20 protein-coding genes are annotated in these 25,031 nt (G+C 37.7%); 14 read left to right on the top strand and 6 right to left on the bottom strand.

The features are described 5' to 3' along the window. Positions 1–66 precede the first annotated feature (66 nt). Complete coding sequence (gene bioA / locus ODR02_RS07450; RefSeq protein WP_309512015.1) at positions 67–1,359, top strand: adenosylmethionine--8-amino-7-oxononanoate transaminase; 1,293 nt, start codon at positions 67–69, stop codon at positions 1,357–1,359. A gap of 116 nt (positions 1,360–1,475) precedes the next feature. Here bioA and ODR02_RS07445 read toward each other — a convergent pair whose 3' ends face one another. Together ODR02_RS07445 and ODR02_RS07440 are read right to left on the bottom strand one after the other, a co-directional pair. Further along, positions 1,476–2,027 carry a hypothetical protein gene (locus ODR02_RS07445; RefSeq protein WP_309512014.1) on the bottom strand — a complete coding sequence of 184 codons (552 nt, stop codon included), beginning with the start codon at positions 2,025–2,027 and terminating at the stop codon, positions 1,476–1,478. 79 nt (positions 2,028–2,106) lie between these two features. Then, positions 2,107–2,421 carry a winged helix-turn-helix transcriptional regulator gene (locus ODR02_RS07440; protein WP_309512013.1) on the bottom strand — a complete coding sequence of 105 codons (315 nt, stop codon included), beginning with the start codon at positions 2,419–2,421 and terminating at the stop codon, positions 2,107–2,109. A 92-nt stretch (positions 2,422–2,513) separates the two neighbouring features. On the opposite strand from ODR02_RS07440, the gene ODR02_RS07435 reads away from it, so the two are divergent. Further along, positions 2,514–3,284, top strand: coding sequence for an MBL fold metallo-hydrolase (locus tag ODR02_RS07435; protein WP_309512012.1), 771 nt, complete (start codon positions 2,514–2,516; stop codon positions 3,282–3,284). A 56-nt stretch (positions 3,285–3,340) separates the two neighbouring features. Then, complete coding sequence (locus ODR02_RS07430; protein WP_309512011.1) at positions 3,341–4,048, top strand: DUF421 domain-containing protein; 708 nt, start codon at positions 3,341–3,343, stop codon at positions 4,046–4,048. Positions 4,049–4,062: 14 nt separating this feature from the next. Here ODR02_RS07430 and ODR02_RS07425 read toward each other — a convergent pair whose 3' ends face one another. Next, entirely contained in the window at positions 4,063–5,268 is a 1,206-nt protein-coding gene (locus ODR02_RS07425) for a CynX/NimT family MFS transporter (protein ID WP_309512010.1), read from the bottom strand. Between the two features lie 71 nt (positions 5,269–5,339). Between ODR02_RS07425 and ODR02_RS07420 the strand changes: the two genes are divergently transcribed. The 10 genes from ODR02_RS07420 to ODR02_RS07375 all read left to right on the top strand — a co-directional run bounded on the left by ODR02_RS07420 (position 5,340) and on the right by ODR02_RS07375 (position 19,355). Continuing rightward, positions 5,340–6,122 carry an AraC family transcriptional regulator gene (locus ODR02_RS07420; protein WP_309512009.1) on the top strand — a complete coding sequence of 261 codons (783 nt, stop codon included), beginning with the start codon at positions 5,340–5,342 and terminating at the stop codon, positions 6,120–6,122. A gap of 579 nt (positions 6,123–6,701) precedes the next feature. Then, a complete protein-coding gene (locus tag ODR02_RS07415) occupies positions 6,702–7,310 on the top strand; it encodes a hypothetical protein (protein WP_309512008.1) in 609 nt (202 codons plus the stop codon). Positions 7,311–7,394: 84 nt separating this feature from the next. Then, on the top strand, positions 7,395–8,570 hold the full coding sequence (locus ODR02_RS07410; protein WP_209784421.1) for an MFS transporter: 1,176 nt from the start codon (positions 7,395–7,397) through the stop codon (positions 8,568–8,570). Positions 8,571–8,573: 3 nt separating this feature from the next. Next, positions 8,574–9,323, top strand: coding sequence for a siderophore-interacting protein (locus ODR02_RS07405; RefSeq protein ID WP_309512007.1), 750 nt, complete (start codon positions 8,574–8,576; stop codon positions 9,321–9,323). A 53-nt stretch (positions 9,324–9,376) separates the two neighbouring features. Beyond that, positions 9,377–9,946: a Crp/Fnr family transcriptional regulator gene (locus ODR02_RS07400; protein ID WP_309512006.1), complete on the top strand. Its 570-nt coding sequence runs from the start codon at positions 9,377–9,379 to the stop codon at positions 9,944–9,946. Between the two features lie 132 nt (positions 9,947–10,078). Further along, positions 10,079–10,441 carry a hypothetical protein gene (locus ODR02_RS07395; protein ID WP_331835233.1) on the top strand — a complete coding sequence of 121 codons (363 nt, stop codon included), beginning with the start codon at positions 10,079–10,081 and terminating at the stop codon, positions 10,439–10,441. Positions 10,442–10,633: 192 nt separating this feature from the next. After that, positions 10,634–14,971: a CusA/CzcA family heavy metal efflux RND transporter gene (locus ODR02_RS07390; protein WP_309512005.1), complete on the top strand. Its 4,338-nt coding sequence runs from the start codon at positions 10,634–10,636 to the stop codon at positions 14,969–14,971. A 7-nt stretch (positions 14,972–14,978) separates the two neighbouring features. Continuing rightward, a complete protein-coding gene (locus ODR02_RS07385) occupies positions 14,979–16,130 on the top strand; it encodes an efflux RND transporter periplasmic adaptor subunit (protein ID WP_309512004.1) in 1,152 nt (383 codons plus the stop codon). 176 nt (positions 16,131–16,306) lie between these two features. Next, positions 16,307–18,115, top strand: coding sequence for a hypothetical protein (locus ODR02_RS07380; RefSeq protein ID WP_309512003.1), 1,809 nt, complete (start codon positions 16,307–16,309; stop codon positions 18,113–18,115). Positions 18,116–18,410: 295 nt separating this feature from the next. Further along, positions 18,411–19,355 (top strand): aldo/keto reductase, encoded by a 945-nt coding sequence (locus ODR02_RS07375; RefSeq protein WP_309512002.1) that lies wholly within the window; start codon positions 18,411–18,413, stop codon positions 19,353–19,355. Between the two features lie 147 nt (positions 19,356–19,502). Here the strand turns inward: ODR02_RS07375 and ODR02_RS07370 are convergent, their stop codons facing one another. The 3 genes from ODR02_RS07370 to ODR02_RS07360 form a co-directional block, all read right to left on the bottom strand. Beyond that, entirely contained in the window at positions 19,503–21,350 is a 1,848-nt protein-coding gene (locus tag ODR02_RS07370; protein ID WP_309512001.1) for a chloride channel protein, read from the bottom strand. Between the two features lie 125 nt (positions 21,351–21,475). Further along, positions 21,476–22,468 carry an SDR family oxidoreductase gene (locus tag ODR02_RS07365; RefSeq protein WP_309512000.1) on the bottom strand — a complete coding sequence of 331 codons (993 nt, stop codon included), beginning with the start codon at positions 22,466–22,468 and terminating at the stop codon, positions 21,476–21,478. A gap of 33 nt (positions 22,469–22,501) precedes the next feature. Continuing rightward, positions 22,502–23,773, bottom strand: coding sequence for an NAD(P)/FAD-dependent oxidoreductase (locus ODR02_RS07360; protein WP_309511999.1), 1,272 nt, complete (start codon positions 23,771–23,773; stop codon positions 22,502–22,504). A gap of 224 nt (positions 23,774–23,997) precedes the next feature. Between ODR02_RS07360 and ODR02_RS07355 the strand changes: the two genes are divergently transcribed. Next, complete coding sequence (locus ODR02_RS07355; RefSeq protein ID WP_309511998.1) at positions 23,998–24,990, top strand: aldo/keto reductase; 993 nt, start codon at positions 23,998–24,000, stop codon at positions 24,988–24,990. Positions 24,991–25,031: the final 41 nt, after the last annotated feature.

Below are 25,031 nucleotides of genomic sequence, written 5' to 3'. Positions count from 1 at the left end.
AAAACTTAGCGATCAAAGCGTTAAAATAAAGCACTCCATCACTCATTATCTTTTTTACATCAATATATGAATACAATAACAAAAGAAATCAGCCTGCAGCAAAGAGATAAAGCGGTTAACTGGCATCCGTATACGCAGATGAAAACAGCTGACGACATTATTCCTATTGTAAAAGGAAAAGGAATTTACCTTTATGATAACGAAGGGAACAAATATCTGGATGTCGTTTCATCATGGTGGGTGACGCTGCACGGGCATTCTCATCCTTATATTGCGCAGCGTGTTTTTGAACAGTTAAACACCCTTGAGCAAGTTATTTTTGCAGGATTTACCCATGAACCTGCCATACAACTTTCAGAAAATCTACTGAAAATTCTTCCGGCTGGCCAGGAGAAGGTTTTTTACTCTGATAATGGCTCTACTGCAGTGGAAGTGGCTTTAAAAATGTGTATTCAATATGCATACAATAAGGAAAAAAAGAAAACGAAGATTTTAGCTTTTAAAAATGCGTATCACGGAGACACCTTCGGTGCCATGTCTGTAAGTGAAAAAAGTTTCTGGACAAGGCCTTTTGAAAGCATGCTGTTTGAAGTTGTTTTTATCGATACACCCAATACAGAAAATCTGGAAAGCCTTCAGAAACAGATTAAAGAACTGGCTGATGAAGTAGCCTGCTTTATCTACGAACCGTTAGTGCAGGGAGCAGCCGGAATGCTGATGTATAAAGCTGAAGATCTTAGCCAATTGATGAAATTCTGCAAGGAAGAAGGAATTCTTATGATTCAGGATGAAGTTTTTACAGGATTTGGTAGAACGGGTAAGCTTTTCGCAGCAGATTATCTTACACAGAAACCGGATATCATGTGTTTTTCAAAAGGACTTACAGGAGGAACAATGCCAATGGGAATTACCACCTGTTCCAATGAAATCTATGATGCTTTCCTTTCTGATGATCGTTATAAAACTTTATTTCACGGGCACTCGTTTACGGCCAATCCTTTAGCCTGTACAGCGGCTTTGGCCAGTATGGAACTCCTATTGACAAATGAAACTCAAATGAATATCAACCGCATCACTTATCAGCATTCAGAGTTTGTGAAAGCACTTGCTTTGCATCCTCATGTAGAAAAGGTTCGACAGATCGGAACTATTTTAGCTTTCGATTTCAAAACCGGGAATGGTACTTCTTATTTCAATGAAATAGGGAAGAAACTTTACAATGAATTCTTACAGAGAGGGATTATCATGAGGCCGTTGGGAAATGTAATATATCTGGTTCCGCCATATTGCATTACATCCGAAGAATTGGATTTTGTATATCAGAATATTATGGAAGTTCTGGATCAGTTTAAAGATTAAATTGATCCTGCTCCGGTAATAATTATTTTTAATTTTTTTAAATGTACCTTATAGGTTTTGTACACCTATAAGGTTTTTATGTTTACCTATTGACAACGATTGCAGCTCAGGATTTTTTAAAGTTCCTGTTCCGCTTTCTTCAAAAGAGTAATCAATTCTTTCAGGTCATCTTTATTGAATTCCTGTAAGCTCTGATTAGAATAATGGGAAGGAATTTTTATATAATTAACCCACGAAGAAAGTTTTTCCCGATAAACACTTCCAAACTGAATATTGCTCATCGTAACAAACTTATATTTGGTTTCCTGGTTTGTTTTTTCATTTTCTTTCTGTTCTACCATCTGAAGAGCCTGAATCAGTTTTCCCAATTCATTTTTATCAATTGTCAATGTCTTTTTTGATATCTCATCAAAGGTTTCATATTCATACATGATTCCCAGAAAACGATCTGATGAATTATCAGAAATATCTTTCGTTACAATCTTTTGAATATTCAGGTTTTTAAACGTGCCCAGAGTGCTGATTTTCTTCTCAATTAATGTCCCTTTTCTTGAATTGACGGTAAGTGCCCTGGATGGTGTTGATCTTTGGATAGTAGGTGGCGGCGCTATTTGAGCAGCAGCCCATGTACATGATACACAGGAGATCAAAATAATGATTCTTTTCATTGGTAAAAATTGTTATTAGTTTTTATACCAAAATTACACGGTAATTTTTGCCAATATATAAAATATTAAATAAACAGTTCTATCTCAGTTCATTTCCCCACAGATGTAATTGAGAAAGGATAGGCCCTAGCTTTTTTCCTTTTCCAGTAAGCTTGTAATACACTTCCGGCGGAAAATTATACACTTCAATCCGTTCAATAATAAGATCTTCTTCCAGCTGTTTCAATTGCTCGGCAAGTACTTTCTTGGAAACTCTGGGCATACTTCGCCAAAGTTCCACAAACCGTACCTGATCTTCTTCAAAAAGGTTATGTAGAATCAGCGGTTTCCATTTGCCCGAAAGAATATTCAGGCTTCGTCTTAATCCACAGTTTTTAAATTCTTCAAAATTCATACATCAATTGAATATTTATGGTTAACCTTTTGGTAACCTTCGATTGTTTTACCTTGATCAGGCAATAGCTTTGCTCTACAAACTTAGTCAAAATGAAATTACAATTATGGCGCAATGCAACATTGCTATTGAATATTGATGGAATTTCCATCCTGATAGATCCTATGTTGGGAGAAAAAGGATCTATGGGAAAAATGCCCATGACAGATAGTGAATTACTGAATCCTCTCGTAAATCTGCCTTTCAGTAAAGATGAATTATTAAAAAAATTACAAGGAATAGATGCCGTTGCCGTCACCCATCTTCATCCTGATCATTGGGATGCTGCAGCCATAGAACTTCTTGATAAAAAAATTCCGATTATTTGTTCAGGGATTATTTCAGACCAAATTTCAAAACAGGGATTTACCAACGTGATCGCTGTGAATGATCAGCTTCAATGGAAAAATATTGAGATATCTACCACCAAAGGCCAGCATGGAACCGGAGAAATAGGAGAGAAAATGGGAATTGTAAATGGTTTTGTTTTTAAAACAGAGCATACATCAGTTTACATCGCAGGAGATACTATTTGGTATGATGAAATTGCCCAGGAAATTGATAAACATAATCCTCAACATATCATTGTGGCAGGAGGAGCCGCCACTTTTTCTGTAGGAGATCCTATTATTATGACCAGTGAAGACATTGTAAAAGTCTGTGAACATGCACCGGAGTCTACGGTTTGGATAACCCATCTGGAAGCAGTGAGCCATTGCAGAGAAGACCGAAAATTTATTCAGGGAAAAATAACAGAAAAAGGGCTCGAAAACCAATGTTTCATACTGAAAGACGGAGAAGAGGTAAGCCTGAAACAGAAATGAAATAAATAACAGGAGCTATGGCTTGTTTTTTGAATATTTCCTGATAAATAATTTGTATGCTGTCAGTTTTTCTCTTAAATCTTGATTGGAAAGAATTATTACTGGGACACGAAGAATGGTCTTTTCTTTTAGAGATCATTCTTCGTACCATGATTATGTTCCTTGCTATTATCATCGGACTTAGAATTTTAGGAAAAAGAGGCGTAAAACAACTCTCAATCTTTGAGTTGGTAGTGATTATTGGCCTGGGATCGGCCGCAGGAGATCCTATGTTTAACAAGGATGTCGGAATTATTTCATCCCTTATTGTTTTTATTGTTATTATTCTTCTATATTCTATTGTGACCTATTTTATCGGAAAAAGTAAAAAATTTGAAAATCTAGTCGAAGGAAAATCTATCTGCCTGGTAGAAAATGGTGAATTTTCAATTAAAAACTTTCAAAAAGAAAACCTTGGGAGTGACGAATTCTTTGCAGAGTTGAGGCTAAAAGGAGTTTCGCAACTTGGGCAGGTTGAAATGGCTATAGAAGAAATATCAGGAGAGATCAGTGTATTCTTTTTCGAAGATGAATCTGTAAGATACGGGCTTCCTATTATGCCAGACTCATTACATAATCCGTTACAATTTATTCATGAGGACAGCTATTACTCTTGTATATTCTGTGGGTATACAGAGCATAAAAAAGCAGGTAATGCAGGAAGCTGCCCAAAATGCCAAAAAGAAGAATGGGTAGCATCCCACAATAAAAGACGTGTTACCTGACCTTGATGACTATCTTAATCTTCTACAAACTTATTTCTCGCCGCTTTCATTCCAAAATACAACATCAGCAGTACAGCACCACTTAATAAATAAAACGAGCTGTCCCAGGAAATATCCCAATCATGAAGCTTTCCAAACAACGGAGGTCCGAATGCCGCAATCAGATATCCTACAGACTGTGCCATTCCTGATATTTTAACAGCATTGATACTGCTTTTCGTTCTTGTAGAAAAAAACAGAATCGAAAGACTGAAAGATAATCCATTAGAAATCCCTATAATTACTGCATTCACATAGATCCATTGAGATTTTAGGAAGACAAACATCATGGTACTTCCAAACATCAAAGCACAGATAAAAAGGATCATTAGCCTCTGATCTTTCATTTTACTGGCAATAATCGGGCAACAGAATGTTACAGGAATCATGGTAATCTGAATCACAAAGAAAACCCAGCCGGAACTTTCTCCCTGCATATGAAAATCTGAAAGAAATGAAGGAAGCCACGCTACAAGACAGTAGTAAAACAACGACTGAAGCCCCATAAAAATGCTGATATTCCATGCCTGAGGAGATTTAAACATATTAAAATCTGAAGTACTGAGTGCGGTTTGAGATTGAACCGGATTTCTTTTATTAAATATGAACTCCAATGATAAAACAAGAAAACCCAATGCAGCAATCACCAGCCAGATCCCCAGAGAACCTTTCCATCCAAACCCTGTCAGTTCCCCGATTTTTACACTGAACCCTGAAGCTAAAGCAGCAGTAAGGTTCATAGATACCGCAAAAATTCCGGTCATGAGACCAATCTGTTTCGGGAAATTATTCTTAACATATCCTGGAGTAACCACATTTCCAATGCAGATACCCAACCCAATGAATATAGACCCTACAAACAAAAGCCATAGAGATCCGCTGATTCGTAAAAACAACCCGAAACTCAGAATAATCAGTGAGTACATCAGAAGTTTGCTGATACCGAACTTATTGGAAAATCTGCTAACCAGCACCGAACAGGCAGCAAACATAAACAGTGGAATAGAGGTTAAAAGGCTCACCTGAAAATTGTCCAGCTTCAAAACATCTCTTATCTCTCCCAATACAGGCGCAACCGCCACAATAGGTGAACGGAGGTTACTGGAAATGAGTATAACCACCAGAACATTAATAAGTAATAAAACATACGAAGCATTCTTTTTTACTTCATTCTTCATCATAATAAAAACTTTTGTACAAAATTAGTACAGTAATTTTGTTTAATTTTGCCAAAGTTTTAACCTAAAACGACATGAACATCAACGGCACCATAAAAATAGATGAACTGAAGAAACCTTATTTTGTATGGTTTGAAGAAAACTGGATTCATGATGATGTTCTTCATCACCATCAGAAAGGGCAGCTTGTTTATGTAGAAAGTGGGTTTCAATATATTACTATCGAAGAAAAAATCTATCTTCTTCCTCAGAATCATGCCGTATGGATTCCTCCGAATGCTGTTCACAAAACCAATTCTCATTCTGAAAAGATCAAGCTGATGATCATGTTTGCCGATATCAGTACCCAAGAATCTTTCTATCATGAAGTGAATGTATTTTCTGTTCCTCCTGTATTGAAAGAAATGATAAAATACGCAGAAAAGTGGTCTAAACAGATGACTGTGGATCATAATGAAAACCAATTCCTGAAGGCACTTTTCAACGAACTGCCACAATTTGTAGAGCATTCACTGACCTTTCACATCAGCCTTCCCAAAGATAAACGTCTTGCTAAAGTTATACAGCATCTGCACAATCATTACCGGAATGAAATCAAAATGGAAGATCTTAGTGATACGGCTCATTTATCTTTCCGTACCCTGGAACGTATTTTCAAAAAAGAAACCGGGCTTACTTTAAGCAAATACCAGCAAATGCTTCGTATTATCAAGAGTCTGGAGTATTTGAGTTCGGGTAATCTTACGATTTCAGAAACCGCTTATGAAGTAGGGTATAAGAGTGTTCAGGCATATACCAGAAGCTTTCAGTCTGTAATGCAGTTCAGGCCAACGGATTTTATGAAAACAATTCAATAGGCTTATAAACCTGTACAAAGGGGGTTGAAATTTATCAAAAAGGAGAGTTATTGACATCTTAAAACATCATACATTCCTTTATAGAAAAGAAATTGGAAAGATTTAAAAAGGTAATATTTCACATTTCACTCTTTTTTCCACTTCAATAGACAATATTCAATTATGATGTTATTGAAAACAAAAAGGTCTCCACGAATGAAGACCTTAAAAAAACACAAATGATGAAAAAAAATTATTTCGATTCACAAATATAAGCAAAAATCATGGTATGCAAAACATCATAAGCTCATTTTTTTTAAAAATTATTTATTTCAAGTGAAAATAATTATTTACTAAATGTGTTTCATTTTATTCAGGATTCCGAAATTAGGAGTAGAAAATCATATCCAATTAAATATAATTCGCCATCTGAAGAATTGTACGTATGATTTTCGCCAAAAATAAATAATTGACAAAAAGTGAATTATTATCAAAACAAGGTCTATATCAATCGATATTTAAACAATTGTTTGACTCTTTTGTGACCCCAGTCATAAAATTTTGTAATGTTTTTATCCTATTTTGCTTAAAACCGATCCTATGAGTCCAAAGAAATTCAAGGGAGTTCCTGTACAAAAATTCGGAGGTTCCCATGATACAGAAAGCCGAAAAGCATTTGAGCAGGATTTGATTCCGCTGAAGTATAAAATATTGAAAGAAAGATTTTTTTCAGTTAATAAATGGGAAAGTTATAGTGGTAAGGCATTTGCCGCATTTAAATTGTATAATTTTGATGGGAATCCCGTAGATCGCGAGCCTCAAAAAGGAGATTTCATCCGCATTGATATTCCGGGGCCGGGAGAGCCTGAAGCAAAAGGGTACGACTGGGTAGAGATTACAGATATCTGTTTCTATCAGGACAGTTTTTCTGAAAGTATATCGATGACATGCAGGCCATCAAGAGATCCCCAAAACAAAGAAAGTCATCATATTGCTCATTTTTACAGTTCTGCAGCAAGTTCAACCTTTATGATTTCCAGAAATATAGCTCATGTAAAAGCAGCAGTATACGGACGAAATGAAAGGCCTAACTGGAATGCTCAATTCCTTGATGTGATTAGAAATCTTGCAACGGCTGCAGGTGGAATGATGGGAATTGCTAAAATACAATGGAAACAACTTACTGATAGCTTCCTCGATTTTGATTAATTTAATGTACCGTTTTTGATCTAGATCAAAGTTTTTTATTTGTTGTACAGGGACCTTTGCACCCGAATATTTTAAACAAAATTTATGAGTACAACATTAGAAAAAGGACAGACTATTAATTTCTATCAGGCGACTGCTCCGATTATCATTTCGGTATTCGGGGTTTATCTCACAATAGGAATTGCCCTGGGAGTACTTCCAAGGTTTGTCCAGGACAGTTTAGGTTTTGACAGTATTATTGTAGGACTTGTCATTGGTCTGCAGTCGTTGTCAACCCTTTTAACCCGTGCTTATTCCGGAAAAATCACTGATACAAAAGGAGCCAGGAAAAGCAAAATGTCCGGTGTGATACTGGCAGTGATTGCCGGAATAGTTTATGTATTGGCTGTCGTATTTCAGGCTCATCCATTGCTGGCACTGGTCTTTCTTTTAATCGCAAGAATTATCCATGGAGTTGGTGAAAGTTTCCTGGTTACCGGAGCTTTAACGTGGGGAATAGGTCTCGTAGGGCACTCCAATTCCGGAAAAGTAATGACATGGAATGGTATTGCCATGTATGCAGGCATTGCCATTGGAGCTCCCATCAGTATCTGGCTAAGTAAAGAATACCATATCCTGCCTGCTTTTATGCTGATTGCCTTACTTCCGCTGGTAAGCTGGCTTTCCACCGCAAAACTTCCTTCTATTCCGGTAGATAAAGATCATGTGCGAACTCCTTTCTACAAAGTAATTGGTGCAATATCCGGTCAGGGGTTGAGTCTTGCTTTTTCATCAATGGCTTTTGGATGTATCGCTTCTTTTATTGCCTTATTTTTCACACAAAAAAATTGGGGTGACGCCTCACTTGCTTTTATGATTTTTGGAGCCTGCTATGTCCTCACCAGAATTTTATTCGCTTCTTTTCCGGATAAATACGGAGGTTTTAAAATAGCATTGATCTCTCTGATTATCGAAGTGGCGGGGCAGATGCTCATCTGGACATCTCCTTCCAAAACATTAGCCTTACTTGGATGTGGATTAACAGGTGTAGGATTCTCACTGGTTTTTCCGGCGTTGGGAGTTCTTGCCATTCAAAAAGTAAAACCTCAGATGAGGGGAACAGCATTGGGAGCTTATGTGGCTTTCGTTGACCTGTCATTAGGACTGGCAGGACCTATTGCCGGATTGATTGCAGGCTGGTTTGATTATCAGACAGTGTATCTGTTCGGAGGCATCAGCTGTGTTTTATCTATGATCATTTTACTATTCAATAAAAAATAAAAAATGGAAAATTCTATAATAGTTCAGGCAGGGAAAACAAAAAAAATACGTTCTGCATTTATTGTTAAAAACAAGCAATATCTTACTCCACATCTTATCCGTGTGATATTCGAAATCGATGAAAAACAGGCTGAGTTGTTGGCGAATGTCGGTTCCGGTTCTAACAATAAAATTTTTATCCCGGCTGAAGAGGACGGCGTTTCTCTCGTCAGAACCTATACCAACAGAAAAATTGATCTTGAAAATAGGGAATTAACTATTGATTTTGTTGCTCATGGTGATAATGGTCCGGCTTCTGCCTGGGCACTAAAAGCCTGTACAGGTGATGTATTAGAAGTAGGAGTGAAAGAAAGTACAAGACCACTAGTTCCTGATGCTGATTTTTACCTGCTGGCAGGAGATGCAACAGCGCTTCCTGTTATCTGTGCCATTGCAGAACAGTTTCCGTCTTATGTATCCGCAAAGATCCTATTGGAGGTAGCCGGCAAAGAGGACGAGCTTATTCTGTGTTCTGCAGCCGATATTTCGGTTGAATGGCTGCACAATCCTCATCCTGAGAAGGGAAGTAAGCTTACTGAAACGGTGAAATCTGTTCAGTTTCCATCCGGAGTTTTAAAAGAATATGTTTACATCGCTGCAGAATATACTACGGTACATGAGCTTCGTACTTATTTCAAAACAACGCTGGACTGGGATCCACATGGGATGTACATCTGTTCATACTGGAAAGCCGGGCAGGCAGAAAATCCATAGACAGTACGGAATAAAAGAGGTAAGCAAAGCCATTTATCCCTATTTTTGCTTACATGCAGGAACTTTTAACATCATATATTAAAAATAGAATAGCAGTAACGGATAAAGAATTGGAAACGATTCTCTCTTATTTCAGACCGATCCAATTAAAAAAGAATGAAATGCTGCTTTCTAACGGGCAAAACAGCCAGAGAACATTCTTTGTAGTGAATGGCTGCCTCCGTATATTTTTCATCAATGAAGAAGGACAGGATTCCACCCGATATTTTGCATTTGAAAACCAGTTTGCCACTGCACTTACCAGTTTCATTACTTCTGAACCCTCTGAGGAATTTATTGAGGCCGTAGAGGATTCAGAAGTATATTATATCAGCCATAAGAATTTTTACCACCTCCTGGAAGTTATCCCGCAATGGGAAAAGTTTTACAGAATTTATCTGGAAACAGCGTATGTGAATAATACCAAAAGACTCATGTCTTTCCTTGTTCAGGATGCTCTTGAAAAATACCGTCAGCTTCTGGATGAAAATCCGGTTGTTGTAAGAAGACTTTCCAATAAAATGGTGGCTTCTTATCTTAATATTTCACAGGAAACGCTAAGCCGGCTGAAATCCAGACTTTAATTTTTGTTTGGTGAATCTAACATTATTTTGAATCGCTATTATTTATTTAAACCATTTTTAAACTAGATAAAATTCTCAAAAAATTAATACTGGTGCGCTCTCAGGAAAAATTTAAGCCCTATATTTGCATCCATGTTAAAATGGTTCTCCATATTATGTTCGATGATGTATGTACTGGCTACCACCAATGCGGGGGAAGTATTGAAAGTTCCTATGTTTGTTGAGCATTTCATGGAATATCACGGTAGCTTTTCAGAATTTGTAATGGAGCATTATGATAACCATAAACAGGATTCTGACTGGGACACTGATCAGAAACTGCCGTTTATCAATCCACCAATTGTACTAACTGTACATGCTCAGCTTCCGGAGTTGACATTCGAATTTAAAAAACCTAAAGAAATTACGGTTTCAAAGAAAACCACTATCTACAAAGAAAAAGATTTCTCCAATCAATATCTTTCTCAGATTTTTCAGCCTCCGCGGCTTTCTTAATTGATTTTATCCTGAAATTGCTTTATCCTTAAAGCAATCCATTTATTATTCCATATCAATTTAACCTGTTGTGCATTATAACTCTGTTTACGATGTCATTATAACTTTGTTGTTACCCTAAGCAATTTCTGCAATGGAAAAGTCCAACAGTTTTTATAACGCATTCCCGGGTTACTAATTAATCGTTTTTCCATGTTAAATAAAATTATTGAGTTTTCTGTAAAGAATAAACTCATCATTGCTCTGTTTACAGTGGGGCTTGTGCTTTTTGGAGTCTATGAAACCACCAAACTTCCTATTGATGCACAGCCGGATATCACTAATAATCAGGTTCAGATCATTACAACAGCTCCTTCTTATGGTGCAGCAGATATAGAACGTCTTGTTACATTTCCTATTGAACAGGCTACCAGCAATATCAGCGGAATTACAGAGCTGAGAAGCTTCTCCCGTTTCGGGCTTTCATTGGTGACTGTAGTTTTTGATGATAATACCGATGTGTATTGGGCTCGTCAACAGGTTCAGGAACGTTTACAACTCGTTCAGGACAACATCCCTGAGGGAATCGGGAAGCCGGAATTAGGGCCTATTTCAACCGGATTGGGAGAGATTTTCCAATATGTGGTACGACCCAAAAAAGGATACGAAAATGTGTATGATGAAACTGAACTCAGAACCATTCAGGACTGGGTAGTCAGAAGACAGCTTCTGGGAACAAAAGGTGTGGCTGATGTCAGTAGTTTCGGGGGGAAATTGAAACAATATGAAATTGCCATTAATCCGAATAAACTCCAGGCATTTAATATCAATATCAACGATGTTTTTGCGGCTCTTGAAAAGAATAATCAGAATACGGGAGGTGCTTATATTGAAAAGAAAGAAACGGTCTTATTTATCCGAAGTGAAGGGCTTCTGGGAAGCACAGAAGATATCGGAAGCATCCAGGTAGCGGAAACCAAAGAAGGGATTCCTGTACATATTAAAGATGTGGCTTCTGTAAAGATCGGGTATGCCACAAGATATGGCGCCATGACCTATAATGATACCGGAGAAGTATCCGGAGCAATTGTCTTGATGCTGAAAGGAGAGAATGCCAATGTGGTGATCGGAAATATCAAAGAAAGACTGGAAAAAATCCAGGAATCATTGCCTGAAGGAGTGGTCATCGAGCCTTTTCTTGACCGTGCTAAAATGGTGAACAATACCATCAGTACGGTAAAAACCAATCTTATGGAAGGCGCCTTGATTGTTGTTTTTATCCTTGTTTTATTCTTAGGAAATTTCAGAGCGGGATTATTGGTTGCTTCCGTTATTCCTTTAGCGATGCTTTTCGCGATTATCATGATGAATATTTTCGGGGTGGGAGGAAATCTGATGAGCCTTGGAGCTCTTGATTTTGGGCTTATTGTAGATGGTGCCGTTATCATCGTTGAAGCAGTACTGCATCAGCTCGCTCATAAAAAGCATTTTGGAAAAGACAATATGCTCAGCAAAAAGGAAATGGACGACCAGGTTTCCAGCTCTGCAACTAAAATGGTTAACAGTGCGGTTTTCGGACAGATTATTATTCTGATTGTATACCTTCCTATCTTTACCCTTCAGGGAATTGAAGGAAAAATGTTCAAACCTATGGCTCAGACGGTTGCCTTTGCCCTGATTGGTGCCTTTATTCTTTCTCTGACTTATATTCCTATGATGAGCTCTTTGGTATTAAGCAGAAAGAAAAAGGAAAAAGAAAACATTTCAGACCGTGTGATGGGTAAAGTGGAAACAGGACATCAGAAACTCCTGATGAAGGCTCTTAAATTCAGAAAAACCATTATTGTTGGCGTATTCATCCTGTTTGTTGGTGCTGTTTTTACCCTTTCCAGAATGGGAGGAGAATTTATTCCTTCTTTGGAGGAAGGTGACTTTGCCGTGGAGATGAGAATCCTGCAGGGAAGTAATATCAATGAAACAAAGAAAGCAACCACTCAGGCAGCACATATCCTTTTAACACAGTTTCCTGAAGTAGAAAAAGTAGTCATGAAAATTGGTAGTGCAGAAATTCCCACAGAACCTATGCCTATGGATTCCGGAGATATGATCGTCGTTTTAAAGCCTAAAAAGAAATGGACTTCCGCAACAACATTTCCTAAACTTTCTGATAAAATGAGCAAAGCATTAAGCATTATCCCAGGCCTTACCACCAGCTTCCAGTTCCCTGTACAAATGCGTTTCAATGAACTGATGACCGGAGCAAGGCAGGATGTGGTATGCAAAATTTATGGTGAAGATCTTGATAGCTTAGCTGCCTATGCGAAAAAGATGGGAATTGTCATCAATACCGTAAAAGGAGCTCAGGATCTTTATATTGAACCTGTTGTAGGTGCTCCGCAGGTTGTGATTGATTATAACCGTTCCGAACTGTCCCGTTATCATATTTCGGTGGCAGATATCAACAGGGTGATCAACATGGCTTTTGCAGGTCAGACAGCAGGAGCATTATACGAAGGCGAGAAGAAGTTTGACATCGTTGTCCGAATGGATAATGAACAGAAAAAAGATATTACCAGCATCCAGAATCTTTTGGTTCCTACGGCTTCTGGAGAGCAGATTCCATTGTCACAATTGGCTAAAGTAGAACTTAAAAACAGCCCGAACCAGATTCAGAGAGAAGATACCAAAAGAAGGATTATTGTAGGCTTTAACGTAAGAGGAAGAGATGTTCAGAGTATTGTGGAGGAACTTCAGCAAAAAGCTGGTAAAAGCCTTAAGCTGTCACCAGGCTACACTGTTTCTTATGGAGGTGCTTTTGAAAACTTAAATGAAGCTAAAGCCAGGCTGGGAATTGCTGTTCCCATTTCGTTGGTGATGATTTTCCTTCTCTTATTCTTTGCTTTCGGTTCTGTAAAACACAGCCTGCTCATCTACACTGCCATTCCGTTGTCTGCAATAGGAGGCGTTTATTTTCTGGCGTTGAGAGGAATGCCTTTCAGTATTAGTGCAGGAGTAGGATTCATTGCTTTGTTTGGAGTAGCTGTACTTAATGGAATTGTTTTGATATCAGAATTTAACCGATTGAAAAACAGTGGAATATCAAATACCAGCAGAATTGTACTCATAGGCACAAAAATCAGACTCCGCCCGGTTTTGATGACGGCTTTTGTAGCTTCTTTGGGATTCCTTCCCATGGCCATAAGCAACGGTGCAGGAGCTGAAGTACAGAGACCTTTGGCAACTGTGGTAATCGGAGGTCTGATGCTTGCAACCTTTTTAACCCTATTTGTACTTCCCATATTATACGTCCTGTTTGAACATATTAATAAAGATAAAATGAAATTCGCAAAAAAAACCAACTATAAAAAACTTTCTGTTTTCTTGTTGTTAATTTCCTTTGGAAGTTTCCAGGCTCAGGAAAATATTACCTATAACCAGGCTTTGGAAAAGGCATACCAACAAAACGGTATTCTTAAAAACTCAAAATTATTATCAGATTATCAGGAAAAGCTAAAAGCCAGCTATCTGGATATTCCTCAGATGGAAGTTACCGGAGGATTTGGGCAGATTCAGGGAGAAGAAACAGATAATTCATTCGGGATTTCCCAGAGATTCAGCTTTCCAACGGTCTATTCAAAAAGGAAGCAGATGCTGGATGCCGAATGGTCTGCAAGTGTCATTAATCAAAACCTTACAAAAACACAGCTTACCAGAGAAGTGACGGATGTTTTCTACAGAATACTCGTGCTTCAGGAGAAGAAAAAAGTCCTGGAATACATCAGTCAGTTGTATAATAACTTTGCAGATAAAGCCGCATTACGGTTAAGAAAGGGTGAAGCCAATATTTTAGAGGAATCCACCGCTGAAATTCAGAAAGAACAGGTAAAAGTACAGTTGAATATTCTTGAAAATGATCTGAACATGGCCAAACTTCAGCTTCAACTATTACTTCAGTCCGAAATTCCTTACCAGCCTATTGCTGAAAAGCCCACCATGAGTATAGGGATGCAGATTTCCGGGGAAATGGTAAAGCAACACCCCGAACTTCAGTATCTGCAGCAACAGGTCAAAATAGGAGAGGCCGAAGCACAGCTTGAGAAAAGCAGACTGCTTCCGGATCTTCTTATCGGATATACTAACCAGAGTATGAAAAACATCAATAACAACCGCTTCAATTCAGTGCAGGTAGGAGTGGGAATTCCATTGTTTACAAAAGGACAAAGAGCTTTGGCTAAAGCAGCACAGGCTAAAATTGCAATCTCCGAGAATCAATACCAAAGAAAAGAAATCGAGCTTCAAAACAGATTAAATCAGCAGCTGAACAATTATATGAACCAGCAGCGGATCATCGAAAATTACGAACAAAAACAGCTCCCAAAATCTGAAACCATTTTAAAAACTGCACAAAAACAGATGGAAGCAGGAGAAATTGATTATCTGGATTGGGTAATACTGGTGAACCAGGCCGTAAAAACCAAAGCAGATTATACTGATCAGCTGGAAAAACTTAATCAGATTGGGGCAGAACTTCAATTCTTAATTTCAAAATAATATCATCATGCATTTCAAGAATATATCTTTATACAGCCTTACTTTAATCCTTACTTTATCTTCATGTTCAGGAAAAAAAGAAGAAGAAAAAACAGTGTATGAAAACACGAAATTTACTGAAAACAATAAAAACTCAGTTCATCTTACAGAAAAGCAGATTCAGTCTGTAGGATTAACAACAACCAGTATCCAGAACAGAAATATGGAAAAACTGGTAAGACTAAACGGGAAAGCAGAAATTGCACCATCACATATTAATTCCGTTTCCAGTATTATGGGAGGGCATATAAAATCTATTAACGTGATTAATGGAAGCCACTTCAACAAAGGACAAGTGCTCGCTGTAGTAGAAGATCCGCAGTTTATACAGCTGCAACAGGATTATCTGGTGACAAAAGCTCAGTTTGAAGCCGCAAGACTGAATTTCAACCGCCAGAAAGACCTCAATACAAGCAAAGCCAGCAGTGATAAGACGATGCAGACCGCACAGGCTGATTACGCTACACTGAATGCTACGTTGAAAGGACTTGAAGAAAAACTGAGAATTATCGGAATCAATACCAAAGGTTTACATACCGGAAATATCAGAAGCAGGATCAGTATCCATGCTCCGTTTACAGGTTTTGTAAGCAAAATTCTTGTGAATAACGGACAATACATCAATCCGGCAGATACTTTATTTGAATTGATCAATCCGGCAGGATTACTTTTAGAATTAAAGGTTTTTGAAAATGATGTGAATGATATTCAAACAGGACAGGAAATTTTAGTGTATAACAATCAGAATCCGGAGCTGAAATCCAATGCTAAAATTGTCAGCGTAGTGCCAAGTATTGAAAACGGAGGATCTGCCACTGCAATTGCTAAACTGTCTTCGGTAAATGCTGAATTTGTAAAAGGAATGTATATCAATGCTGAAGTCAAAATCAGCAGCCGTTATACACAAGGTCTTCCCAATGAAGCAGTGGTTTCTTATGAAAATAAAAATTACGTTTTTGAAGATCTTGGAAAATCCAATTATAAAATGATTCCCGTAGTAACCGGAATTTCTGATGACCAGTTTACAGAGATAATAAAATCAGACTTTTTAAAAGATAAGAAAATTGTCCAGAAAGGTGCTTATAGTCTTCTGATGATGCTTAAAAATAAAGCTGAATAACTTTAAAAACATACTGGTAAAATAAAAGATCAGCCACTAAAAAATGACATTTGACATATTTCTTACAAAACAAAATATTATTTACCGCATAATTCATTTTAAAATAATATTTTTAGGCAGTGAATAGTTGTAAAGGATTTTTAGATAAATAATAAAAGAACTTTTATCAAAACTTTATGACAAAAAAACCTTTGCACAATTTCCATATTCCGGTAATGGGTCTGGCTTATACTATAGACAGCCCGATTCGTGTTGCCCAATATGGAATTTCTTCTGTGATCTCCATCATTGATGATGAAATCCTGGAAAAAATGAAGAACTTTTACAATAAAAAGTTCAATCTTGACTATTTCGGAATTTCAGCAAAAACAGAAGACTACAGAGCCAGAAGAGTGACAGCCTATCTGGATATGGTGGATGATATTGTGAATGAAAAATTTGAATCTTTCAAACAGGAAATCAGCAAAAACAAAGAAGCTTTAAAGGACTTTATGGCCATGCTTCCGAATACTTCGGATCTTAAAAACAGCCTCCAAACCCTTATCAATCAAAAAGACAACTGGAGTTCCAATATCAAAAACTTCATAGAATCCAATTTAAAACCGGGAAGTATTGATGTCAATATCATGACGAAAGTAGATAAAGACAATTATCATAAAAATGAGCAGCTTCCTGTAATGTATAACGATGCCCATGCTTCACTGCGGGGTTTTGCCAAAAGTAAACTGTCATCATCAATGGTTCTTTCTGCAGGCATGAATCCCCGTTTGTACAGCTATATGGAAGAGTTTGAAGACTTTTTCCCGGATGAAAACGGAAAAATCAAAAAGAAAATCATTCTTAAAGTAAGTGATTTCCGCTCTGCGATGATCCAGGGGAATTTTCTGGCTAAAAAAGGGTTATGGGTTTCAGAATACAGAATAGAATCCGGATTGAATTGCGGAGGCCATGCATTTGCCACTGAAGGAATGCTTCTTGGACCTATCATGGAAGAGTTTAAGCAGAAAAAAAATGATCTGATACAATCGGCTCACACTTTAATGACTGCTGCTTTAGAACAAAAAGGAAAACCTGTAGTTTCAGAACCTTTAGAAATGAAAATTACGGTACAAGGTGGAGTAGGTACTTCTGAAGAACATGAGTTTTTATTGGCGAATTATAGTGTAGACAGCGTAGGATGGGGTTCTCCGTTTTTATTGGTGCCCGAAGCAACCTCTGTAGATACTGAAACCAGAAATTTACTTTTACAATCGAAAGAACAGGATTTTTATCTGAGTAATATCTCACCATTGGGAGTTCCTTTCAATACAGTGAAAGGAACATCCAACGAGACATTGAAGTATGAAAAAGAAGCGAAAGGAAAATACGGAAGTTCGTGCCCTAAAAAACTTCTGGCATTAAGCAAAGAATTTTCTCCGGAAGGAACCTGTACCGCATCTAAAAAATATCAGGATATCAAACTGAAAGCATTGTATGCAGAACAGGAAACATTAACAGAGCAGGAATTCAATAAAAGAAAGTCTGAAATTACCGATAAAGCCTGCCTGTGCGTAGGACTTGTAAATGCGGCATATATGGAACAAAACCTTGAAATAAAAGGTGAAAAACAAGGGGTAGTGATATGTCCCGGACCCAATATTGCTTTTTTTGATAAGGAAGTTTCTCTTTCGGAAATGGTAAAACATATCTACGGAAATACCAACATTCTTTCTAACAATCAACGTCCGAACATGTTCATCAATGAATTGAAAATGTATGTGGATTATCTGAGAAAGGAAATTGCAGAATCAACCGTACAGATTACCCATTCCCAGACAAAAAAATGGAATGCCTTCAGGAAAAATATTCTTGAAGGGATCGCATATTATCATGAGCTTTTTACAGCATCTTCATTCTTCAGCAACGGTTTATCGACCATCAACCAGCAATTGCAGGAATACAAACTACAGCTTATTGCTATTGAGATTCCTCAGGTTGAAAAATAGCCGTATTTTTAATTGATAGATAATAAAAACAGCTTTTCAAACGGGCTGTTTTTATTTTTTTTAGCTGTTTTTGCAAGAGACACTCAATTTTATCAGAGATAATATCTTTGCGCCTTGAAGCAGCTGGTGTTTAATTCATTTGCGCCTTTGCGATTTCGCAACAAAAATAATAATCAAAAAAACTGAGGAAAGATCAGCATTTTCATTTATAATAACTATAAAGAGAATGGTCATTTTGAATAGTCTCCGCCCTTAATATTCCCTACCTTAGAGCTCACGTAGTAAAATTATTTTTATGGAAAAAAGAAATATCAAAAACACCGATTTAATGATTGCCCCAATCAATTTCGGAGGAAATGTTTTTGGATGGACTCTGGACGAGAAACAGTCTTTCAATATACTGGACCGCTTTACGGAAGCCGGATTCAATTTTATAGATACTGCAGACACCTATTCATGGTGGGTGAACGGAAAAGGCGGACAGTCTGAGGAGATTATCGGAAAGTGGATGAAAAGCAGATCAAACCGCAACGACATCGTTTTAGCAACGAAAGTTGGCTCAGAGACAAAAGAACATGGCTATGACATCAGCAAAAAGCATATTCTAAAATCTGTAGACGAGTCTCTGCAAAGGCTGCAGACCGATCATATTGATCTTTATTATACTCATTTTGATGACCATATCACTCCGGTAGAAGAAACGCTTTCTGCTTATGATGAGATCATTAAGGCAGGAAAAGTACGTTATATTGCCGCTTCCAATTTATCACCAGAACGTTTGAAAGCTTCATTTGATGCCGCTGAGAAGAATAACCTTCCCAAATATGTAGCATTACAGCCTCATTACAATTTAATGGAAAGAGAAGGTTTTGAAACAAACTATGCTCCTCTCGCAGAACAGTTTGACTTAAGTGTATTTCCTTATTGGTCTCTGGCAGCAGGTTTTTTAACCGGTAAATATCGTGATGAAGCAGATCTTGCAAAAAGTGCGAGAGGTGAGGGCGTAAGAAAATATTTAAATCCTAAAGGGCTTGAGGTATTAAAAGCCTTGGATCAGGTAAGTGCAAAGCATAATACCACTCAGGGAACGGTTTCTCTGGCATGGCTGCTATCCAATCCTTTAATCACAGCACCTATCGTAAGTGCCACCAGTGCTTCACAGCTGGAGACTGTATTCAATGCTCCAAAACTTATTCTGGATCAGGAAGATATTGCTCTGTTGAATAGCGCAAGCAACTAATTTTTTCAACTTTCATTATAGACTAAAATTAAATCCGTTCATTGCTGAACGGATTTTTTGTATACCACCCTGTCAAATCTGTTGATTTGACACCCCTCCAGAAGAGGGGAATGGAGTTCTTTAGTTGTTATATTCTACTATCAAATATTAATCAGAATATTCTTTCAGAAGCTGCCTGTAGCTCATAAGTATTGAAGATTTTGAAATAAATCCTATAAAATCATTATTTTCATTCACTACCGGAAGATTCCATACTCCGGTATCATCAAAGGTCTGGAGAATATCCAATGGTTTATTTTCGCGGTGAAGAACGGCTGGTGGAGTTTTCATGATCTGGGCAACACCCTGGGAGGTTTCAATTTCTTTATTAAAAAGATAAGGTCTTATATCATCCAAAGTAAGAACTCCTTTCAGTTTTCTGCTTTCATCCACAACGGCAAAAATATTTTTATCCCCATTCTTTACCATTTCAAACAGTTCTGTCACAGATGCATTTTCATTTATAGTTTGTGAATATTTATCAATAAAATCTTCGGTTCTTAAAGCAAAAAGGAGGTTTTTATCATGTTTATTTGTGAATATTTTTCCTTCATCTGCTAAAGATTTCAGCTCGGGAGAAATCGGGGAGAACCATTTGGCAATGAGATAAGACATGATGGAAACAATCATCAGCGGGATAAACAAATCGTACCCGAAACTTGATTCTGCAATCAGAAATATTGCGGTAAGCGGAGCGTACAATACGCCACTCATCGCTCCGGCCATTCCTACCAAAACAAGATTGGTCACCGGAACATCTGTAAAACCTAAATGCTGGCAAACCAAAGCAAATAAATACCCTAAAGTTCCTCCGGCAAAAAGAGAAGGTGCAAAATTACCTCCGTTTCCGCCACTGAATATGGTAAATGAGGTTGCAAATGCTTTTAAAAGTAATACCAGCACCAAAAATATAATAATCGTCCAGTCTCCGATCTCAAAGTATCTGAAAAAGCTGTTTTCAATAATAGAGTAGGTGTTCCCGTTCGTAAAAGCCTTTACAGTTTCATAACCTTCCCCAAACAGAGGAGGAAAAAGAACACATAATAAGGACAGCACTGCTCCTCCAAACATCGCTTTACGCATTCTGGAAAGCTGAAGTCCTTTTATGAAATGTTCCACTTTCTGAGAAATGATGACAAAATAACGGGCATATAATCCTGTAACCAATCCTAAAATCAAATAGTATGGAACGTTTTTATAATTGAATGCCTCCCTGGTATAAAATCTGAAAAGGACATCTTCCTGAAGCAAAATTCTTGACAAAAGACTTCCGCAAACTGCAGCAACGACCAAGGGAATGAAATCTGTAAAAACCACTCCGGTTAAAAGAATCTCAAAAGCAAACATAATCCCCGCAATAGGAGCGTTGAATGCTGATGCAATTCCGGCTGTAGCACCCGCGGCAAGCAATAAAGTACGTTCTTTGTAGCTCAGTCTGTAGGTCTGTGCATAATTGGAGCCAATGGCAGCTCCTGTAACGGCAATAGGACTTTCCAATCCGGCAGATCCTCCCAATCCTACGGTAACCGCACTTTGGATCACCTGAGAATACATTTTAACGGAAGCTACAATACTGGAATTCTGTGCAATTTCGTACAAAATAGCTCCGATCCCTTTACGGTCCTGACCTTTGAACAGCGTCAGAACAATCATGGTAGTCAAAACAATTCCTAAAAAAGGAAAAACAATATAGAATAGTATCTGATATTCAAAATGAACTTTATTGGTAATGAAATAATGAATATTGTGTACCAGAGTTTTCAGGATAACTCCTGCCAGACCAGCGGTACAGCCTACCAAAATCCCGGAAAGAACAAGAAATTGATTTCTGCTCAGCCTGTTGTTCAGCCAATGCAGAATAAGCTCATAGCTGCGTGCTTTTTCTAATCCGTATTTTTGGAAATCTCTTTTAAATTTAAGGAAACTGAGGTATTTTTTTTTGTTGTGAATTTTCACCGCCGAAACATTTTATGCTGCCATCAGATTTGATACAGCTGCGTAAATTTATGAAATATATCACAAAAAAACATACAAAAGAACCTTTTTCAAAATATATTGATGACTGTTTATTTCTATCAATCTTATCTTATTTCTTTAGATTTTCCTGAAAAAATGAGTCCAAATGCCAATGCTCCAATGATTCCTGCGCCTGCTAAGATTAAGGGTTTCTTTGGAATGGAAAATAATGTTTTCCCGTCAATTCTCATATTCCCTGCGGAAGGTTTTTGTACATTTCCTGCGGTATTTTCATCTTTACCGGCTTTTTTCATTAGCATTCTCACTCCTGCGGAAGATGCATAGCGGACTATTCCGGGAAACATTTCATATAAATTTTTAAAAACTACTGCTGACCAATCCGGATAAGAAGCTTCCGTTGGATTTTTGGCTGTTTTTACAATAGAAGCTGCCAGTTTACGTGGATCAAACGCTGGAGGCGGTGTACTGAGTTTTATCCCTGAATAATTGGCGGCATGTTCAATCCCGGAAGATTTCTGAAACCCTGGGTAAAGCGCACAGATATGAATATCAGGAAAGTCTGAAACCTCACCCTGTAATGTTTCTACCATTCCGCGGACTCCAAATTTTGAGGCTGTATAGGCTGTTCCGTATGGTGCAGGCATCCAGCCTCCAATAGAGATATTATTAAGCAATACGCCTCTTTTCTGCTTTTTAAAGACAGGAAGTACGGCATGTGCCGAATGCATATATCCCAAAAGATTTGTTTTTACAATCTGATCATTGACATCCATCGGAATTTCTTCAAATTTACCAAATGCCAGTACTCCCGCATTATTTATCCAATAATCAATTTTCCCGGTGAATTCAAGGGTTTCCTTTACAAGGTTCTGAACATCTTCAGCTACAGAAGTATCTGTAGGAACAGCAATAACTGTAGCTCCCAGCTTTCTGCATAATTCTACGGTTTCCATAAGCGCTTCTTCACCTCTTGCTGCTAACACAAGGTCTGCTCCCTGTTCTGCAAAAGCTTCTGCTGTGGCCTTACCAATTCCGCTTGAAGCACCTGTGATGACAACTGTTTCCCCAAAAAAAGGAGGCCTTTTTTGATTTTTCATAATATGATAGATTTAAGTGTTCTTATTTTTTTATCATGATCCGTTTTCTGTATTTCTTTTTGGAAAGAGGATAAGCCTGATAGATGGATTATTGGTGATAAATAACCGAAACCAATCCATGGCAAGCTGAATTTTATTTTTAAATCCTACCAGCGGAATGATGTGGATGAAAAGCCAGGTAAGCCAGGCTATAAATCCGTTAAAAGATTGCTTTGGAAGATCCACTACTGCATTGTACTTGGATATAATGGCCATACTGCCTTTATCATTGTAGCGGAACTGCTCCAGGACTTTCCCGTCTTCTATCCGTTTAAAATTGGCAGCGAGATTCTTTCCCTGCTGAATGGCAACCTGAGCGAGCTGAGGATGTCCTTTAGGATATTTTTCTTCGGAAAGCATCAGGCATATATCTCCCAATGCATAAATATTGGTTGTACCCTCTACTTTATTATAATCATCTACAAGTATTCTTCTGCCTTTTCCAATAGTATCTTCCGGTAATCCGGGGATTTCTCTTCCAATGACCCCGGAAGTCCAGATGAGGGTTTCTGTTTCTATTGAACTCCCGTCACTTAAAATGACTTTATTGTCTTTATAATCCTTTACAGAAACATCCAGAATGATTTTCACTCCTAATTCTTTAAGCTTCTCATAAGCTGTTTTCTGAGCGAGTTGGCTCATGGGTGAAAGCAGAGTAGGGAGAGCATCAATGAGATAAAGATTAGAAAGCCCCAGTTTGATTTCGGGGTATTCTTTCTGGGCAATATATTTTCCCATTTCGGCAAGCATTCCCGCCAGTTCTACTCCTGTAGGCCCACCTCCGGCAATAACGATGTTCTGAAGTTTTTCTGCTTCTTTAATATTTTTATTTCGCGCTGCTTCTTCCAGCGTCAGCAGAATATGATTTCTCAGATAAAGTGCTTCTTCAATATTTTTCATCGGAAGGGCACATTTTTTTACGTTTTCCATTCCGAAGAAATTAGATTCTGTTCCTAATGCAAGTACGAGATAATCATAGCTGAGATTTCCGGTATCAGTTTCTATAGTTTTGTTTTCAGGATTCACCTTAATCAGGCTTCCCATGTGAAATTTCACATTTTTATTTTCCGAAAACAGCTTTCTGAAAGGATAGCTGATATTAGAAGCTTCTATAAAGGAAGTAGCTACCTGATAAATAAGCGGTGGAAAAAAATGATAATTGTTTTTGTCAACAAGAGTTATTCTGAACCTTTTATCATTCTTGAGAGATTTGATAAGATTGATGCCCGCAAATCCTCCTCCTACGATTAGAATATGCTTTTTCATAGTATGTGATTATTTCAAATGGTGTACTATATTTCATTCAATAACAAGACCAAAGAAACTATAATACAAATATTTAACATAGTATATAAAGTAACCAAACAGCCTTAATATCAGTTCCCATTAAGAATTTCAGGTTTCAACATCCATTTTCTTTTTAACGTTTTATTCGGTGCCAGCACGATGTTTGTACGTTACTGATCATCCAACACTTTAAATATTCATATATGAAATCACACATTTTAACAGAAAAGCACCAACTGGGAATAGGAGGTGTAGCTATAGGAACAGCTTTTGAAAATATTACAGATGAGCAGGCTCATGAAATTCTACAGACTGCCTGGGATAAAGGAATCCGGTATTATGATACTTCTCCATGGTACGGATTGACCAAAAGTGAACGGAGATTTGGACATTTTCTTAAAGATAAAGACAGGGATGATTTTATTTTCTCCACCAAAGTAGGAAGACTTTTTCATCAGGTTCCTGAATCTGACATTCCTCCAACCATGTGGAAAAACCCGCTTAACTTTGATTTTTTCCATGATTACACTGCCGATGCTGTACAAAGATCTATAGAAGACAGCCTGGAAAGAACGGGCTTGAGTCACATCGATATTGTTTATATTCATGATTTATCTGAAGATCAGGTAGGAGACCGTTATCCCTATTTTTTGAAACAAGCTCAGAAAGGAGCTTTCAAAATTCTTTCTGAACTTCGTGATCAGGGAGTCATAAAAGCATGGGGAATGGGGGTTAATAAAATAGAACCTATTTTAGATTGTATTGAATCTGCTGATCCGGATATCTGTCTTTCGGCAACACAATATTCTATTCTGGAACATGAAGATGCTGTGGACCGTCTTCTTCCTGCGGTTAGAAAAGCAGGTGTAAAACTGGTTTCGGGAGCCGGATATAATTCAGGATATATAGCAGGAAGAGAGCGTTATAATTATAAAGATGTAATTCCAAAAGGAATGCATGAAAAACGGAAAAGAATGACTTCCATTGCAGAAAAATACAATATCAGTCTTATTGATGCTGCCCTTCATTTTGTATTGGCTTCTGATGAATTTGCCTCCATTACCCCCGGAGCCAGCCAGCCTGAACAGGTGAAAGACAATATACAGGCTCTCCATACTGAGATTCCTGCTGAATTCTGGAAGGAATTGAAAAATGAAGGACTGATCTATGAGAAGGCACAGATTCCGGGAAGGTAAATAAGTTTTTCTCTTTTTACTTTAAATTCAAAATTTCTCCT

The sequence above is a fragment of the Chryseobacterium sp. CFS2 genome (genome assembly GCF_036543225.1).
Taxonomy (GTDB): Bacteria; Bacteroidota; Bacteroidia; order Flavobacteriales; family Weeksellaceae; genus Chryseobacterium; species Chryseobacterium culicis_A.
The sequence above is the reverse complement of the archived record's forward strand: the minus strand, read 5'-3'. Positions and strand labels throughout refer to the sequence as shown.

Coding starts and splice junctions, on each gene's coding strand:
- bioA (WP_309512015.1), top strand. CDS start 67: ATGAATACAATAACAAAAGAAATCAGCCTGCAGCAAAGAGATAAAGCG.
- ODR02_RS07445 (WP_309512014.1), bottom strand. CDS start 2,027: ATGAAAAGAATCATTATTTTGATCTCCTGTGTATCATGTACATGGGCT.
- ODR02_RS07440 (WP_309512013.1), bottom strand. CDS start 2,421: ATGAATTTTGAAGAATTTAAAAACTGTGGATTAAGACGAAGCCTGAAT.
- ODR02_RS07435 (WP_309512012.1), top strand. CDS start 2,514: ATGAAATTACAATTATGGCGCAATGCAACATTGCTATTGAATATTGAT.
- ODR02_RS07430 (WP_309512011.1), top strand. CDS start 3,341: ATGCTGTCAGTTTTTCTCTTAAATCTTGATTGGAAAGAATTATTACTG.
- ODR02_RS07425 (WP_309512010.1), bottom strand. CDS start 5,268: ATGATGAAGAATGAAGTAAAAAAGAATGCTTCGTATGTTTTATTACTT.
- ODR02_RS07420 (WP_309512009.1), top strand. CDS start 5,340: ATGAACATCAACGGCACCATAAAAATAGATGAACTGAAGAAACCTTAT.
- ODR02_RS07415 (WP_309512008.1), top strand. CDS start 6,702: ATGAGTCCAAAGAAATTCAAGGGAGTTCCTGTACAAAAATTCGGAGGT.
- ODR02_RS07410 (WP_209784421.1), top strand. CDS start 7,395: ATGAGTACAACATTAGAAAAAGGACAGACTATTAATTTCTATCAGGCG.
- ODR02_RS07405 (WP_309512007.1), top strand. CDS start 8,574: ATGGAAAATTCTATAATAGTTCAGGCAGGGAAAACAAAAAAAATACGT.
- ODR02_RS07400 (WP_309512006.1), top strand. CDS start 9,377: ATGCAGGAACTTTTAACATCATATATTAAAAATAGAATAGCAGTAACG.
- ODR02_RS07395 (WP_331835233.1), top strand. CDS start 10,079: ATGTTAAAATGGTTCTCCATATTATGTTCGATGATGTATGTACTGGCT.
- ODR02_RS07390 (WP_309512005.1), top strand. CDS start 10,634: ATGTTAAATAAAATTATTGAGTTTTCTGTAAAGAATAAACTCATCATT.
- ODR02_RS07385 (WP_309512004.1), top strand. CDS start 14,979: ATGCATTTCAAGAATATATCTTTATACAGCCTTACTTTAATCCTTACT.
- ODR02_RS07380 (WP_309512003.1), top strand. CDS start 16,307: ATGACAAAAAAACCTTTGCACAATTTCCATATTCCGGTAATGGGTCTG.
- ODR02_RS07375 (WP_309512002.1), top strand. CDS start 18,411: ATGGAAAAAAGAAATATCAAAAACACCGATTTAATGATTGCCCCAATC.
- ODR02_RS07365 (WP_309512000.1), bottom strand. CDS start 22,468: ATGAAAAATCAAAAAAGGCCTCCTTTTTTTGGGGAAACAGTTGTCATC.
- ODR02_RS07360 (WP_309511999.1), bottom strand. CDS start 23,773: ATGAAAAAGCATATTCTAATCGTAGGAGGAGGATTTGCGGGCATCAAT.
- ODR02_RS07355 (WP_309511998.1), top strand. CDS start 23,998: ATGAAATCACACATTTTAACAGAAAAGCACCAACTGGGAATAGGAGGT.